This window comes from Pseudarthrobacter sp. PvP004 (assembly GCF_017876035.1).
GTDB lineage: Bacteria > Actinomycetota > Actinomycetes > Actinomycetales > Micrococcaceae > Arthrobacter > Arthrobacter aurescens_A.
Window position 1 is genome coordinate 2,960,306 of sequence record NZ_JAGINL010000001.1, and the last position, 14,669, is coordinate 2,974,974.

The window sequence follows — 14,669 nt, forward strand, 5'->3', positions numbered from 1 at the left end:
GACAGATCAGCCTGGCGATTTACGCGTCGGACCCCAAGCGACGTGCAGTCCTCGCGCGCTGGCGGGACGTACGTAGTCTACGCAATCTCTTGACGAGCATGGGATCGTGGGCCAACGCGTCCTCGGTATCAATGAGCGCGTTCAGGATCTGGTAATAGTGTGTGGCGGAGAGATCGAACAGCTCCCGGATAGCCTGTTCCTTGGCCCCGGCGTACTTCCACCATTGCCGCTCCAGCGCCAGCATCTGCTGGTCCCGTTCACTCAACGGAGAGTCACTACGGGTCTCGGCCGCGAGGTCCTCAAGGGCAAAGCCGGTGCTCTGCGACGCCATCGGTTCCGGTACTGGTTCTGCCACGGCACACTCCTTCGACGCTTGATGGGGGAAAATGTCCTACCCCCATGTTACGGGCGAATAACAACGGTGTCATTCGCAGGCGCGGCGCCGCGCGGGAGACAATGGCGTGGTGACTGGTGAGGATGCACTCTTTGATCTTGAACCTGCCGACGCAGCTGACCCGGGCTTCACCGCCCTCCTTGAGCTGCCCCTCGAGGAGCTGATGGCTCCCGACTGGGCAGATGCACTGCGCCCTGTTGAGGGCCAACTCCGGGAAGCCTTGGGTTATGTAGCCGGCCAAGCATCCAGCGGCACCCAGGTTCTACCTGCTGCCAAGAACCTGTTGCGCGCCTTCAATCAGCCTCTGGCCGACGTCAAAGTCTTGATTCTCGGCCAGGATCCGTACCCAACCCCGGGTCACGCCGTCGGGCTTTCCTTCGCCGTTTCCCGCCCAACCCGGCCCATCCCCCGAAGCCTCGCCAACATCTACCGTGAACTCCATGACGACCTCGGCCTGCCGCCACGTGTCCACGGCGACCTCAGTGCTTGGTCGGAGCAAGGCGTCCTGCTGCTGAACCGTGTCCTCAGCGTCGAAGCGGGGAACGCAGGCTCCCACCGCGGCAAGGGCTGGGAGGCCATCACGACGGCGGCCGTCACCGCCGTCGTAAACCGTACGGACGGCGCGGGGCGGCAAAGTCCGCTGGTCGCGATCCTGTGGGGCAAGGATGCCGAGGGCGTCGTGCCATTGCTCGGCGGGGCACCGTCCATCGTGTCCGTCCACCCGAGTCCGCTTTCGGCCTCGAGGGGCTTCTTCGGCTCAAAGCCTTTTAGCCGGACCAACGATCTCCTGGTGGGATTGGGCGCGGACCCCATCAATTGGGAGTTACCTGTTCTGTAGCTTGCGACGAACTGTAACCTTCGACTCATACCCAGCTGGTGTGCAGGCAATTAGCTTAGGCTTACCTTCATGACTGCTCTCCCCGTCACTTCGTCCGCCTCACGCATAACCCGTCCGCAGGTCAACCTGACCGTCCTGCGAAATGAACGCCTCTCACCGCATATGGTGCGGATTGTGGCTGGCGGACCCGGATTCAGCGACTACGAGAACAACGACTACGTGGACCGCTACGTCAAGATCGTCTTTCCGCAACCGGGCGTCGAGTACGAACTCCCACTGGACCTGTGGGCCATCCGCGACACCATGCCCCGCGAGCAGTGGCCCCACACCCGCACGTACACCATCCGCTGGGTGGACTTGGAAGCGCAGGAACTGGCCATCGACTTTGTGGTGCACGGCGACGAAGGACTGGCGGGCCCTTGGGCAGCCGCTGCCAAACCAGGTGACTCGCTGATCTTCACGGGCCCGGGCGGCGCGTATAACCCCGCCCCCGCGGCCGATTGGTACCTGTTCGCCGGCGACGACGCCGCGATACCGGCCATTGCGGCCTGCGTTGAGGCCCTCGCTCCTGAAGCCCGGGGAACCGTCTTCCTCGAGGTGGATAACGAGGCCGACATTCTTCCGATTTCCGCGCCCGCCGGTGTGGAGCTGCATTGGCTCCTGCGCAAGGGCGTTCAAGCCGGGTCCAGCGAACTGCTTCTCGAAGCTCTCCGCACCACCGAATGGTTGCCCGGACGCGTGGACGTCTTCGCCCACGGCGAGCGAGGCTACATGAAGGGACTCCGCGAGATCTTTTTCGTGCAGCGCGGTTTGGAGCGTTCGCAGGTCTCACTGTCCGGCTACTGGGCGCAAGGTCGTGTGGAGGAAGTCTTCCAGGCAGAGAAGAAGCTCCCAGTGGGACAGATCTAGCCTCTCAGTCCTCAAAGCCGAACGGCGCCGCCTCATGGCGGCGCCGTTCGCTTTTGTCATTAGCGCCTGCGTACCCTGCGCCGTTCGTTGCTGGACAGGCCCTTCGTCAGCGGCCTGGCCAGGTTGTCGCCAAGCACGATGCCCGCGGCCACTCCCAGGACAATGGCACCGGCGTTGAGCATGCCACCTGCACCGAGCAGGATGTCGCCGCCTTCAACGGTGAGGGCATACATGGAACGGAAGATCGTCAGACCGGGCAACAGAATCAGAGCGGCGGGAACGGCCACTACAAGCTGGGGAGCACCCAGTTTGAGCGCCACCACCCGGCCCAACAAGCCGATAACCACGGCCGCGACGGCGGGCGACAAGCGGTCCCCGAGGCCGGCTTGGCCCACCCCCCACAAGACGAAGAAGCCCACTATGCCAACTGCCGCCGTCGGGAGTAACAGCCGCATTTGCGTCTGCTCGGTGACGCCGATGGCCACCACCGCAATAGCAATAAGGACTGCTTGAATCCACAAGGGATATGCGTCGGGGAATGTTTGGGTAACGTCCAGAACGGCGCTTCCCATGAGCGTTCCGACCACGACGGCCACGCCGATACCCGCCACGATGGCACCGAAAGTGAGCAGCGTGGAGAGGAATCGGCCGGCTGCGGTCACCGGGAAGCCGTTGATTGCGTCCTGCACCGAGGATACGAGCCGGCCTGTTGGGAGCAGCAGCAGGATTCCACCTGCCACCACAATGGATGGAGCGATTTCCACACCCGCCCAACGCAGCATCAGCGCGATGAAGGTGACCAGGAACGAGCACGCCATGGTGTTGAAGAAGTCAGCAGTCCGCCATCTGGCAAGCTGACGCGAGAGCAAGCTGATGAGGATGTTCGAAGCAAAAGCCACCGCGGACGCACCGATGCCACCACCCAGGACGCCCACGAACACTGCGGCGAAGATACCGAAGGCCATGGTGACCATCCACCTGGGGAAGGGCTTGGCGCTGCGGATGATCTCGTTCAACCTGCGCACGGCTTCGTCGCGGCCCACTCCCCCGGCCACGATGTCCGTGACCAGCTGGTGCACCTGCGCCAGGCCGGCGTAGTTATTGGTCCAGGAGCGCACCACGCGGAGCAGCGTGATGGGCGTCTGATCCTTCGGCGCGTAGTTGATGGCCACCGACTGATTGGTGATGTCCACTTCAACGTTCTTCAAGCCAAGAGCTGCCGTGACCGCAATCATGCTGGTCTCCACCTCAAGGGCACCTGCACCGTAACGGAACATGACCTCAGCAAGATGAAGGGCGAAGTCGATGGTCTTCCGCGCCGACGCATCAACACCCACCACTTGGATGGTGGGGTTGGCGTAAGGACTTCCGGCCAAGCGGTCCACGATGTTCATGGGTGCGGTAGGCGGGCTGTCGCCTTGAACCAAACGCATCAGCATGCGCTTGGCGTTGACGTTCTGCCGGACCTGGGACGGCCGCAACGGCTGGGTTTTGGGCAGCCCGTCGGTATGGGGCCTGTTGGCGGACCCGTCGGGGCGTTCAGTCACGCGGTGATCCTCCCTTGGCTTGTGTGATTAGCGATTCCTCCGGAATTTTCCTACTACCGGCAATTTCTCAAGTGGCAATCGTCCCAGAACTGTCTGGGCGGCCCCTGCGAGCTTCCTGACCGCGCGGTAGCCATGGAAGATGAGCGGGTTCACCGGCGCTACGAAGTCGCCCACCAACTGGACTACCTCGCCACCGAAGCCCTTCTTGAATTCGTACCCGCCGTGGCCGGTCTCATCTTGGCCCTGGATTCCGAACGTGCCGTAGAAGTTGTAGCGGGAGTACCCATTGTTCAGGGCGTGCAGCATCATTCCCCAGTAGAGGGAGGTGGCGCCGTTGAAGTAGATGTAGTCCTGCACCGTACCGCCGATGACGCACACCAGTTCGTCGCCGGAGCACGCAAAGTGGATGGCCGCCACCGTAGCCACGCCCACGGAATCGGGGAAGCGTTCAATGTCCTTGAGGCTGCGCTCGTAGCTGTCCACGAGGTCCTGGACCACTTTGACGCGGTTGGCCTTCTTCTTGCTGCCGGTCTCCTCGACCTCGCGCTTGAGCTCTGCCAGGGTCTTGGATTCGGCATCCAAGCGCTCCGTAATGGAGGCCCGGTATTCGGGAATGTTGATCTTGGCCATCATGAGCTTGGTGAACTCATCAGAGGTGTTCCGGAGGAGTTGCTCGTAGTACTCGCGTTCGCGGTACGTGAAGCCCTTCTCATCGCCAGCGGTGCTCAGCGCGTTGTAGAACTCGTCCAGTGTCTCCAGCGTGGCCTGTTCCAGGTAGACGCCGTTCTTTTCGGCTTTCCGGATGGCCTTGCGGGTGCGGTAGTTCATCCCCATGATCAGTTCTTCGGAGTCAGCGATCCCGTTGAGCTGCTTGATGAACATCCAGTTGATGTTGGCGAAGTTCATGTCGAAGCCCTGGTGCTTGAAGCCCAAGCCTTCGAGCTCCTTCAGCAACGGACGGTTGTCCTCAACTTCGGGGTGCTCAGCGCCTTCTTCGTCCCGCGCGATGTACCGGATGTTGGGAGAGATGCGCAGCTCGGCGGCCTTCTTCGAGGCCGCATGCTTTTTCAACTGCTCGACGACGAAGCTCACCACGGTGGGGTCGCTGTAGTCCATCAGGGGTCCCTTGGCGCAGTCGGCGGTTTTGTACCCCACACGGTTGGACGTGTACACGAGCTTTCCGGCCGCGATCAGGCTTCCGCCGCGCGTCACACCGAAGAGTTCAACCTCTTGGCCACGGGCACGCTGGAAGCGCGTGAGGTCCATGGACTGGATAAAGCTGCCTTGAGGGTGTCCCTTGGCGAATGTCTCGAAATCAGCGTCACTGAGAATCACGAATTCCATGTCGGTTCCAGCCTCAATCGGAGTCAAAGAAATTACCTCACCTAAAAGTAGATTTGCACCCGTTGGTGGCCGGGGCGGGCCTGAAGTTGGCGTGCTGGCTGCGAGTGGCCGTCAGTAGAACTGGCCGCCGGTACGCATGGTTTCGAGTCGACGGAAGATGCGTTCTGCACCCTTGAGCCACAGCTTGTGGCGGACAGGCCCCAGGACAAGGTCATAGCAACCCACGAAGTCTGTGACCGTCTTGGTGAAGCTGGTCTTGAACAATCCCATGCCGTAGAGAGGGTGGGTCTTGTCCTTGATCCTCGCAGCAGGGGGCGTGCCACAGAAGTCGTACTCCACACACCCGAGTTCCTGCATGCGCTGGATCGCCGCCCACTGTGCCAGATGGGAGTCGCCGTACTGCTTGCGGTTCTGGGTGGAACCGCCGTCCTTGTACGTCGCTTTGGAGCCGTAATTGATGACGAAAGCACCAACACTGGGTGCGCCGTCCTCGTACACGAAGAAGAAATGCCCCTGGCCGCGGCTGCAGAATTCTTCCCAGAACCTGGAGTAGTACTCGTAGCTCCGCAGCGGCATGGCACCTTTAGCGTTTACGGTGTTCTGCATCAGGGCGTAGAGCTTGCGGTAGGTATCCTCGCCCGGCTCGGCCGGCAGGACCTCGCACCCCTCGCGCTCCGCCCTGCGGACCGCGTTGCGGGCACGCGAGGAAATGCTGCGGAGGACTTCATTTGCGGGTGCTGATATGTCCAGCAGCGCTGTGGAGTCGTTGGATTGGATATTTGGAGCTTTCACCAGACCCGCAGCCTTGAGCTGGGTAGTCGCCTCGGCGGACTCCACCACATCCGGCTCGATCTTGATGGTGAAGACGTTCATCTTCTTCTCACGGGCCAAGGCGGCTACTGCTTTCAGGGCGGGCTGGACGTCGCTGACATCTACGACGTCCGGTCCCTTGATCAGGTACCAGAGCCGCCCCATCACAAGGAACTTCTTCTCCAAGAGCAGGTTGTAGCTGGAGTAATCAGCGGTCTCCACCACAAGACGGCGGACCAGCCAGCCGTTGCCGTCCTTGACTGCCGCGTAGGCGTCCGACTGCAGCATGTTGCCGCCGTTCGGATTCGCTGTGACGTGCTTGTCCCAGTTATCGATTTCCTCGGCGGTGGCAAAGCGGGCGGTAAATTCTCGCAAGGTGGCCGTGTCCAATCTCAGGGTTTTGGTGCAGTGTTCAAAAGCGTAGTGCGCATGCGGACATGCAGCCCCAAGTCTATCGGGGTATGTGGATATCCCCCGATTCTGCTGGTTACAAGGGCTCAGAGCCTGATCTGTTCTGCCTTCTCCAGCCTGATCGCCCGCGGTTCAATGCCGGATTCCCGTTGACCCCTGACAAGGCGGTCAGCATTGATGAGTCTGCCGAGGCTGAGCCCGGTGAGGTCCGCGATCTGACCGATGGGTACTTGGAACGTCCGGAATGGTCCAAGCGGCGGTGGCTCACCTTCAAGGAGCCGTTGGCTGATGGCCTTCTTTAGCTCCACTTTCCCCAGCATCGGCGACTGATCCAGGGCAAAGCCGACAGCGGCCAGCTTGGCATCGTTGGTCCATGCCGCGATCTTCCAGAACTTTCGAGGGATCTGAACTCCCCTATACACAGGATCGTCATCCCTGAACACAGGTCCCGTGAAGACGCTCAGTTTTGCTTCGTGGGCGTCTGCGTGACCCAGAACGTGATCTTCCAGCCCCACCCACAGCTCCTTGCCCTGATTGAAGTCATCAATCTGTGGTGCCGCGTTGGTATAGCTAAAGGTGTCCTGGTTGGCTTTCTTCGCCGTCGTTGCATCACCCCACACCGGATCCAAGCGGCGGACCAAGTGCCCGCGATCAAAGGCGTTGCCCTTGTACAGATCCTGGCCGGCCTGCTGCTCCCGGGGGATCCTGTCATCGAAATGCCACGAACCCTCGCGGGCCAGGGGTACCAGTTCCTTGCCGTTGATGTTCACACCCACAATCGCTGCGAGCTTCCGGGCAGCCCGGAAGCGAACAGAAAAGTGGGTGTAGTCCAAAAGTGTCGTAGTAGCCGACGGACTGGGCAGTTCAAGCCGTGTCCGCAAAAAGTCCCTGCTGTATCCCCCGGTCATGGATACAGCATTGCATCAGGGGCTGACAGTAATGCGGCGCCGAGCCCTTCGCTGCTCAAGAAGTGCCACCACGATGCCCGCCACTGGGCCGGCGACAGGGACTGCAAACGCCAATAGCGCCAACGCGAACCGAACTCCCGGCGAGAAGGACCCAGTGCGAAGTACCAGGATCAGGGCAGCCACAAACAGAAGCAGTGACACTGCCCCGGCCCCCGCTACCGCGGCCTCCCACGCCGTGGGAACAATGGGATTTAGTTGATCATTCATACGGTCCCCCCCAGAGACGGTTGTGAAGTCACAGCCTACAGAATCAGCATTCGACGACGTTGACGGCGAGGCCGCCCATCGCTGTTTCCTTGTACTTGGAGGACATGTCCTTGCCCGTTTCACGCATGGTCACGATCACCTCATCCAAAGACACCCGGTGCGTCCCGTCCCCCCACAACGCCATCTTCGCGGCGTTGATCGCCTTCGCCGCCGCGATCGCGTTCCGCTCAATACACGGGATCTGCACCAAACCCCCGATCGGATCACACGTCAACCCCAGATTATGTTCCATCGCGATCTCCGCAGCGTTCTCCACCTGACCCGGCGAACCACCCATCACCTCAGCCAACCCCGCAGCAGCCATCGACGACGCCGAGCCCACCTCACCCTGGCACCCCACCTCAGCCCCCGAAATGGACGCCTGCTCCTTATACAACACACCCACCGCACCCGCGGCGAGCAGGAACTTCACCACCACATCGTCCTTATCGGCCTGGCTGGCCTTGTCCATGCCCGGCGCGTAATTCAACGCGTAATACAACACCGCAGGAATGATCCCCGCCGCACCATTGGTCGGCGCCGTCACCACCCGGCCACCCGAAGCGTTCTCCTCGTTCACCGCCAACGCGATCAGGTTCACCCACTCCTGCCAATACTTCGGATCATTCCGGTCCTTGTCCTCCTTCAGCAGCCGCTCCAACCAGCCAGGAGACCGACGCCGGACCTTCAACCCCCCGGGCAGCACACCCTCACGCTTCAACGACGTTTCAACACACGCCTCCATCACGGACCAGATATGCAAAAGACCCTCCCGGATCTCCTCCTCACTCCGGGACGCACGCTCATTGATGAACATGATGTCGCTGATCCCCAACCCCTTGGACGAACACCGGCCCATCAACTCCGCCGCCGTCCTGAACGGCAACGGCAACTCCGCCTTCGTCTCCTCCAACTCGGCCCGGGCAGCGTCCTCCTCACCCTCACGGACAATGAACCCGCCACCCACCGAAAAGAACGTCGCCTCCCTGAGAACATTCCCCTGGGCATCAGACACCTGGAACTTCATCCCATTCGTATGCCGCGGCAACACCGTCAACGGATGCAACACCATGTCCTCCACCGCATACGGCAGCTCCACACCGCCCCCGGACGCACCACCCAGATTCAGCACACCCGTCTCCGCGATCGTCGCCAGCCGCTCCTCCACCTCGTCAGGCAGGATCAGCTCGGGGTGAAAGCCCTCCAAGCCCAGCAGCGTGGCCGTCATGGTGCCGTGCCCACGACCCGTGGCAGCCAACGAACCATACAGATCAACGCGCAGCGACGCCACGGAACCCAGGACACCGGCGTCCTTGAGTTCGCCAGCGAACACCGCCCCAGCCCGCATCGGCCCCACAGTATGAGAACTCGACGGGCCAATACCCACAGAGAACAGATCAAAAACACCGACAGCCATGGCTGGGATCCCTTAACAAAGCTTGAAAACGGTCCGGCAGATGGTCCTGCCGGAGGGTCGCCCCCACTTGTGGCGGCAGACGACCGAAGCACGACGCCGGATGGCCCCCAAAGGCGGCAACCCGGCGTCGCAATTTTATTCAGTTCTACAATCCCACGCTACGCCACGGGGTGCGTGGGTAGCCCGATGGACCGGACGGCATTCCCCGATTCGGGGCTTAGGAGCAACTCACCCGACCAGAGGCCCTTTTGGGTGCGGTATCCGGAAGCGTGCGTCCAAGGGAGCGCCACGTCCGCCCAGCGGGCGTTTTCGCGACCGAGCACGCGGAGGATGCCGCCCGCAACGGGCCACTCCGGCGAGTTAGGAGAGGTCTCCGCCGTTCTTGGAGGCGTACTCCTCGGCTGAGAGCAGGGGGCCGTCGGACTCAGCTGCGACCTTGAACAACCAACCGGCACCGTAAGGATCGCTGTTGATCAGGGCGGGGTCGGATACAACGGCGTCGTTGATCTCGGTGACCTCACCGGTGACCGGCGAGTACAGGTCCGATACCGACTTGGTGGATTCAACCTCGCCACAGGTCTCGCCTGCAGTAACAGTCGAACCGACCTCGGGAAGGTCAACGTACACAATGTCACCCAGTGCGTCGGTGGCGACCTCGGAGATACCAACGGACACTGAGTTCCCGTCCCCGCGAGAAACCCACTCGTGCTCGTCGGAGTACTGAAGTTCGGGCGCTACTTTGGGCATTCTGATTCCTTACTATGGTTGGTCAAAAACTATGGCTGGGATGGTGGGGCACCGAATTCCTCGGCGGGCGCACATGCGACCGAGCATGCAGAGGAGGTCGGACCCGCCGGCCGAAGGCGACTGACTCAGCGAACCCGCTTGTAGAACGGCAGTGCGACGACTTCGAACCGCTCATTCTTACCGCGCAGGTCGATGTCCAGTGCGGTACCAAGCTCTGAGTGTTCGACGTCGACATACGCCAACGCTACCGGGTAGCCGAGCGTGGGGCTGGGCTGACCGGAGGTGACTTCGCCAACCACGGCGCCGTCTTTGAGGACCGGGTAGTGGCCGCGACCGGCCCTGCGGCCCAGGCCTTTGAGACCAACGAGCTTGCGTCCGCTGGTGGAGCCGGCACCGTCAGCTTTGAGGGCAGCGAGTGCGTCCTTGCCGACGAAGTCGCCTTCCTTGGACAGTGCCACTACGGGTCCGAGTCCTGCCGCGAAGGGGTTGCCTTCACGGGAGAGTTCGTTGCCGTAGAGGGGCATCCCGGCTTCGAGACGCAGGGAGTCGCGTGAAGCCAGGCCGGCGGGGGTCAGTTCGCCTTCTTCAGCGGCGTCGGCGATGGCCTGCCAGAGGGCTGCAGCGGAGTCGTTGGCTACGAAGATCTCGAAGCCGTCTTCCCCGGTGTAACCGGTGCGGGCGAGCAGCAAGTCTTGCGTGCCGCCGTCGAACGTGAACGCTACTTCGACCGCCGCGTAGTACTTGAGTTCGGTGACCAGCGCATGCTGCTCGACGGGCACCAAGCGGAGGAGGATCGCTTCGGCGAGGGGACCCTGCACCGCGATCAGCGAGGTTTCAGCGGATGCGTCCTGGACCTCGACGTCGAACCCGGCCGCCCGCTCCAGTAACGCCGTGGCCACAACCTTCGCGTTGCCCGCGTTCGGGACCACCAGGAACTTCTCGGAGCCGCGGCGGTAGGTGATGAGGTCATCGATGATGCCGCCGTCTTCCTGGCAGATCAGCGAGTACTTTGCTTTACCGTCGGCCATGGCGGAGATCTTGCCCACCAAGGCGTAGTCGAGGAACGCGGCTGCCTCGGGACCGGTGACCCAGACTTCACCCATGTGGGAGAGGTCGAACAGGCCGGCGGACTTGCGGACTGCGTGGTGCTCGGCCAACTCGGACGAGTACTTGAGCGGCATCTGCCAGCCGCCGAAGTCGGTGAAGGACGCGCCGAGCTTCTTGTGCTCTTCGTAGAGAGCTGTGTAGTTCTCAGTCATTTGTGGGACCGTCCTAGTTCTCGAAGTCTTCGATCGGCGGGCAGGAGCAGACCAGGTTGCGGTCTCCGGCTGCGCCGTCAATGCGGCCAACGGGCGGGAAGTACTTGTCCTGCTTGAGGTGGTGGACCGGGAAGGCGGCCTGCTCGCGCGGGTACGCACGGTCCCAGTCAGAACTTACGACGGCGGCGGCTGTGTGCGGCGCGCGGCGAAGCGGGGAATCCTGCACGGAGAAGTCACCGGCAGCAACCTGGTCGATTTCCTTGCGGATGGTGATCATGGCTTCGATGAAGCGGTCGATCTCCACGAGGTCTTCGGACTCGGTGGGCTCCACCATGAGCGTGCCCGCGACCGGGAAGGCCAGGGTAGGCGCGTGGAAGCCGAAGTCGATGAGGCGCTTGGCAACGTCCTCAGCGGTGACGCCGGTCTTCGCGGTCAGTTCACGCAGGTCCAGGATGCACTCGTGGGCCACGAGTCCGCCTTCGCCGGTGTACAGGACCGGGAAGTGGTCGTTGAGGCGGGATGCGATGTAGTTCGCGGCAAGCAGCGCGGACTTGGTTGCCTCGGTGAGTCCCTGGCCGCCCATGAGCTTCACGTAAGCCCAGGAGATTGGAAGGACACCGGCGGAACCGAAACGGGAAGCCGAAATCGGGACGTCGTTGCCTTCGGTCCAGGAGGCTGCATCGCCGGGCATGAACGGTGCGAGGTGTGCCTTTGCAGCTACGGGGCCAACGCCGGGTCCGCCGCCGCCGTGGGGGATGCAGAAGGTCTTGTGCAGGTTCAGGTGGGACACGTCGCCGCCGAACTTGCCCGGCTGGGCCAAGCCAACCAGTGCGTTGAGGTTGGCGCCGTCGATGTACACCTGGCCGCCGGCCTCGTGGATGGCGTCGCAGACTTCCCGGACGTCGGCGTCGTACACACCGTGCGTGGACGGGTAGGTGATCATGATGGCCGAGAGGGCGTCCCGGTTAGCTTCGATCTTGTTCTTGAGGTCAACGTGATCGATGGTGCCATCGGGTGCCGTGGCAACCACAACCACCTTCATGCCGGCCAGGACTGCCGACGCTGCGTTGGTGCCGTGGGCTGAGGCGGGGATGAGGCAGACGTTGCGCTGCTCGTCGCCACGGGACAGGTGGTAGCCGCGGATGGCCAGCAGTCCTGCGAGCTCACCCTGGGAACCAGCGTTCGGCTGGATGGAGACTTGGTCGTAGCCGGTGATCTCGGTCAGCTGTGCTTCGAGGTCGGTGATGAGTTCACGCCAGCCCTCAGTCTGGGAATCCGGAGCGAACGGGTGGATGGAGGCGAACTCCGGCCAGGAGATGGCTTCCATCTCGGCTGTGGCGTTCAGCTTCATGGTGCACGATCCCAGCGGGATCATGGTGCGATCCAGCGCGAGGTCGCGGTCCGAGAGCTTGCGGATGTAGCGCAGGAGCTGGGTTTCGGAGCGGTGCGTGTTGAACACGGGGTGCTGCATGAAGTCGCTCGTACGCTCAACGGAACCTTCAAGCGCAAAGCCTTCAGCGGCTTCAGTGACCGAAGCGCCGAAGACATCAAGGAGACCGCCGACAATTTCAGATGTAGTGGTCTCATCGACGGAAATACCCAGAGTGTCAGCGTCGATGCCGCGCAGGTTGATGCCCTTGGCCTCCGCTGCGGCGATGATCTCGGCAGCCTTACCGGGGACGCGGACGGTGATGGTGTCGAAGAAGGAACCGTGAAGGACCTCGACGCCGGCAGCATTCAGGGACGCTGCAAGGGTACGGGCGTGACCGTGAGCGGTTTCGGCGATCGCCTTCAAGCCCTCGGGGCCGTGGTAGACGGCATACATTGAGGCCACGATGGCGAGCAGCGCTTGCGCGGTACAGATGTTGGACGTGGCCTTCTCGCGGCGGATGTGCTGCTCGCGGGTCTGCAGCGCCAAGCGGTAGGCGGGGACACCGGCGTCGTCCTTGGAAACGCCCACCAGACGGCCGGGCATGGAACGCTCCAGGCCCTTTTGGACGGCCATGTACGCGGCGTGCGGGCCGCCGAAGAAGAGCGGAACGCCCAGGCGCTGTGCGGAACCAACGGCGATGTCGGCGCCCTGCTCACCTGGAGGGGTGATGAGGGTCAGTGAGAGGAGGTCGGCAGCGACGGTCACCAGCGCGCCGCGTTCCTTGGCGTCAGCGATCACGGCGGAGTGGTCGAACACGCGGCCGGACACGCCGGGCTGCTGGAGGACGACGCCGTTGATGGCACCTTCCGGGAGGCCAAGGGAAAGGTCAGCGACCTCAACCTCGAAGCCGAGCGCTTCGGCGCGGCCCTTGACGATGGCGATCGTCTGCGGGAGGCAGTCTGCGTCGAGGACGGTCTTGCCGTCCTGAACGGCCTTGTTCTTGTTGGCGCGGCGCATCATGAGGACGGCCTCGGCAACCGCAGTTGCTTCGTCAAGTAGGGAGGCGTTGGCGATCGGCAGGCCCACCAAGTCCTGGACCATGGTCTGGAAATTGAGCAGCGCTTCGAGGCGGCCTTGCGAGATTTCCGGCTGGTAGGGGGTGTAGGCGGTGTACCAGGCCGGGGACTCGAGGATGTTGCGGCGGATCACCGGGGGCGTCACGGTGTCGTAGTAGCCCTGGCCGATCATCTGAACGGCGGTCTTGTTCTTGGAAGCGAGCTTGCGCAGCTCAGCCAGAACTTCAACTTCGCTCAGTGCGCCCTGAAGGGTGAGGGCAACATCTTGGCGGATGTCGTTCGGGACGGCGGTGTCGACCAGCGAATCGACGGTGTCGTAGCCGACGGACTTGAGCATGGTCTCAATGTCGGCCTGGCGGCGGGCGCCGATATGCCGATCGACGAAGGTGGTGGAGGCAGAACTAACCGTCACGAAGGAACTCCATTACTTGGGGCAGCGTTTGGGTACGCCACAGCGGCTGGGTTCCTCCCCGCTCTGTATTGGACCTGAGAGTTTCCGCGCGTTGCGTGAACAACCATCGCTTGCACCGTCGGTGAGCACAGCACTTTCACCCTGAGGTGGGTTCCGTGCCTGCTGCTTTCCAGAGTTGCCTCGCCGCGGCGGTGCGTGGGCCTGAGAGATTCCTGGGGAGGGTTTGCTCCTACGGCGCCTGCATCACTTGCTTGCAGGACTCTCCCGCCGCAGATCAAAGGCATGTTCAGTTGTGTGTGGGCACCGCGTTGGGCACGCCACAAGGGTTAATTGTCCTACGTCCGGGGCGCTGCAGCAAATGGATGAATCGCTACTTCCGTAGCCGTTCGAGGACTCCCAGCAGGATTTCGACGTCGGCCTCCCGCCCGGCGTTTCCGCCCTCCTGCCCGCCTTCAAAAATCGCATTGAAATAGAGGCCGTCGCCCATGTAACTCACAGCTTTGGCAACCTCGGGTCCAACATCCTCCGCCAGCACGTCCAGCCACCGTTGCTGGATAGCAGCAAACCTGCGGCGGGTTTCCTCGTGAGCCACCTCAGCCAGCCTGGTAGCGGCGACGAAGGCCCGATCCATGGGCGTATCTGCCCAGAGCGAGGACCTGATGAAGTAGGCAGCCGAACCATCCGGTGCTGCCTTCATCAATTCGGTATCTTCATCGGCGAGCAGGTCCAGGCGCTCCAAAAGGGCCGTGGTCAGCGCTTCCTTATTGGGAAAGTGGTACAGCAGCCCACCTTTGGACACCCCTGCGCGCTTGGCAACCGCATCGAGAGTGGCAGCCCGCTCCCCTACCTCAATAAGGAGGGCTTCGTAGGCATCCAGGACGGCATCCCGGGCAACTGGTTTTCGTGGCATAGGTACATC

Annotated in this window: 13 protein-coding genes and 1 riboswitch; of the genes, 2 read left to right on the top strand and 11 right to left on the bottom strand. The window is 62.4% G+C overall.

The features are described 5' to 3' along the window. Positions 1–19: 19 nt before the first annotated feature. Complete coding sequence (locus J3A64_RS13250; RefSeq protein WP_374100547.1) at positions 20–355, bottom strand: DUF3263 domain-containing protein; 336 nt, start codon at positions 353–355, stop codon at positions 20–22. Positions 356–461: 106 nt separating this feature from the next. Between J3A64_RS13250 and J3A64_RS13255 the strand changes: the two genes are divergently transcribed. Next, a complete protein-coding gene (locus J3A64_RS13255; protein WP_014920906.1) occupies positions 462–1,232 on the top strand; it encodes a uracil-DNA glycosylase in 771 nt (256 codons plus the stop codon). Positions 1,233–1,301: 69 nt separating this feature from the next. Next, positions 1,302–2,141: a siderophore-interacting protein gene (locus J3A64_RS13260; RefSeq protein ID WP_011773733.1), complete on the top strand. Its 840-nt coding sequence runs from the start codon at positions 1,302–1,304 to the stop codon at positions 2,139–2,141. A 59-nt stretch (positions 2,142–2,200) separates the two neighbouring features. Here the strand turns inward: J3A64_RS13260 and J3A64_RS13265 are convergent, their stop codons facing one another. The 10 genes from J3A64_RS13265 to J3A64_RS13310 all read right to left on the bottom strand — a co-directional run bounded on the left by J3A64_RS13265 (position 2,201) and on the right by J3A64_RS13310 (position 14,660). Further along, positions 2,201–3,688 (bottom strand): threonine/serine exporter ThrE family protein, encoded by a 1,488-nt coding sequence (locus J3A64_RS13265; protein WP_011773732.1) that lies wholly within the window; start codon positions 3,686–3,688, stop codon positions 2,201–2,203. A gap of 27 nt (positions 3,689–3,715) precedes the next feature. After that, positions 3,716–5,032, bottom strand: coding sequence for a peptidoglycan bridge formation glycyltransferase FemA/FemB family protein (locus J3A64_RS13270; RefSeq protein WP_210064492.1), 1,317 nt, complete (start codon positions 5,030–5,032; stop codon positions 3,716–3,718). 111 nt (positions 5,033–5,143) lie between these two features. Then, entirely contained in the window at positions 5,144–6,232 is a 1,089-nt protein-coding gene (locus J3A64_RS13275; protein WP_210064493.1) for a peptidoglycan bridge formation glycyltransferase FemA/FemB family protein, read from the bottom strand. Positions 6,233–6,339: 107 nt separating this feature from the next. Beyond that, positions 6,340–7,161 carry a DNA/RNA non-specific endonuclease gene (locus J3A64_RS13280; protein WP_210064494.1) on the bottom strand — a complete coding sequence of 274 codons (822 nt, stop codon included), beginning with the start codon at positions 7,159–7,161 and terminating at the stop codon, positions 6,340–6,342. A 15-nt stretch (positions 7,162–7,176) separates the two neighbouring features. Next, positions 7,177–7,428 carry a hypothetical protein gene (locus J3A64_RS13285; RefSeq protein ID WP_011773728.1) on the bottom strand — a complete coding sequence of 84 codons (252 nt, stop codon included), beginning with the start codon at positions 7,426–7,428 and terminating at the stop codon, positions 7,177–7,179. 43 nt (positions 7,429–7,471) lie between these two features. Beyond that, positions 7,472–8,884 carry an L-serine ammonia-lyase gene (locus J3A64_RS13290; RefSeq protein ID WP_210064495.1) on the bottom strand — a complete coding sequence of 471 codons (1,413 nt, stop codon included), beginning with the start codon at positions 8,882–8,884 and terminating at the stop codon, positions 7,472–7,474. A 360-nt stretch (positions 8,885–9,244) separates the two neighbouring features. After that, positions 9,245–9,631 carry a glycine cleavage system protein GcvH gene (gene gcvH, locus J3A64_RS13295; RefSeq protein WP_210064496.1) on the bottom strand — a complete coding sequence of 129 codons (387 nt, stop codon included), beginning with the start codon at positions 9,629–9,631 and terminating at the stop codon, positions 9,245–9,247. Between the two features lie 125 nt (positions 9,632–9,756). Further along, positions 9,757–10,890, bottom strand: a complete 1,134-nt coding sequence (gene gcvT, locus J3A64_RS13300; RefSeq protein ID WP_210064497.1) for a glycine cleavage system aminomethyltransferase GcvT — start codon at positions 10,888–10,890, stop codon at positions 9,757–9,759. Between the two features lie 13 nt (positions 10,891–10,903). Continuing rightward, entirely contained in the window at positions 10,904–13,750 is a 2,847-nt protein-coding gene (gene gcvP / locus J3A64_RS13305) for an aminomethyl-transferring glycine dehydrogenase (protein ID WP_210064498.1), read from the bottom strand. Between the two features lie 179 nt (positions 13,751–13,929). Beyond that, positions 13,930–14,027, bottom strand: a riboswitch (glycine riboswitch). 93 nt (positions 14,028–14,120) lie between these two features. Then, complete coding sequence (locus J3A64_RS13310) at positions 14,121–14,660, bottom strand: TetR/AcrR family transcriptional regulator (RefSeq protein WP_014920900.1); 540 nt, start codon at positions 14,658–14,660, stop codon at positions 14,121–14,123. Between the last annotated feature and the right edge of the window lie 9 nt (positions 14,661–14,669).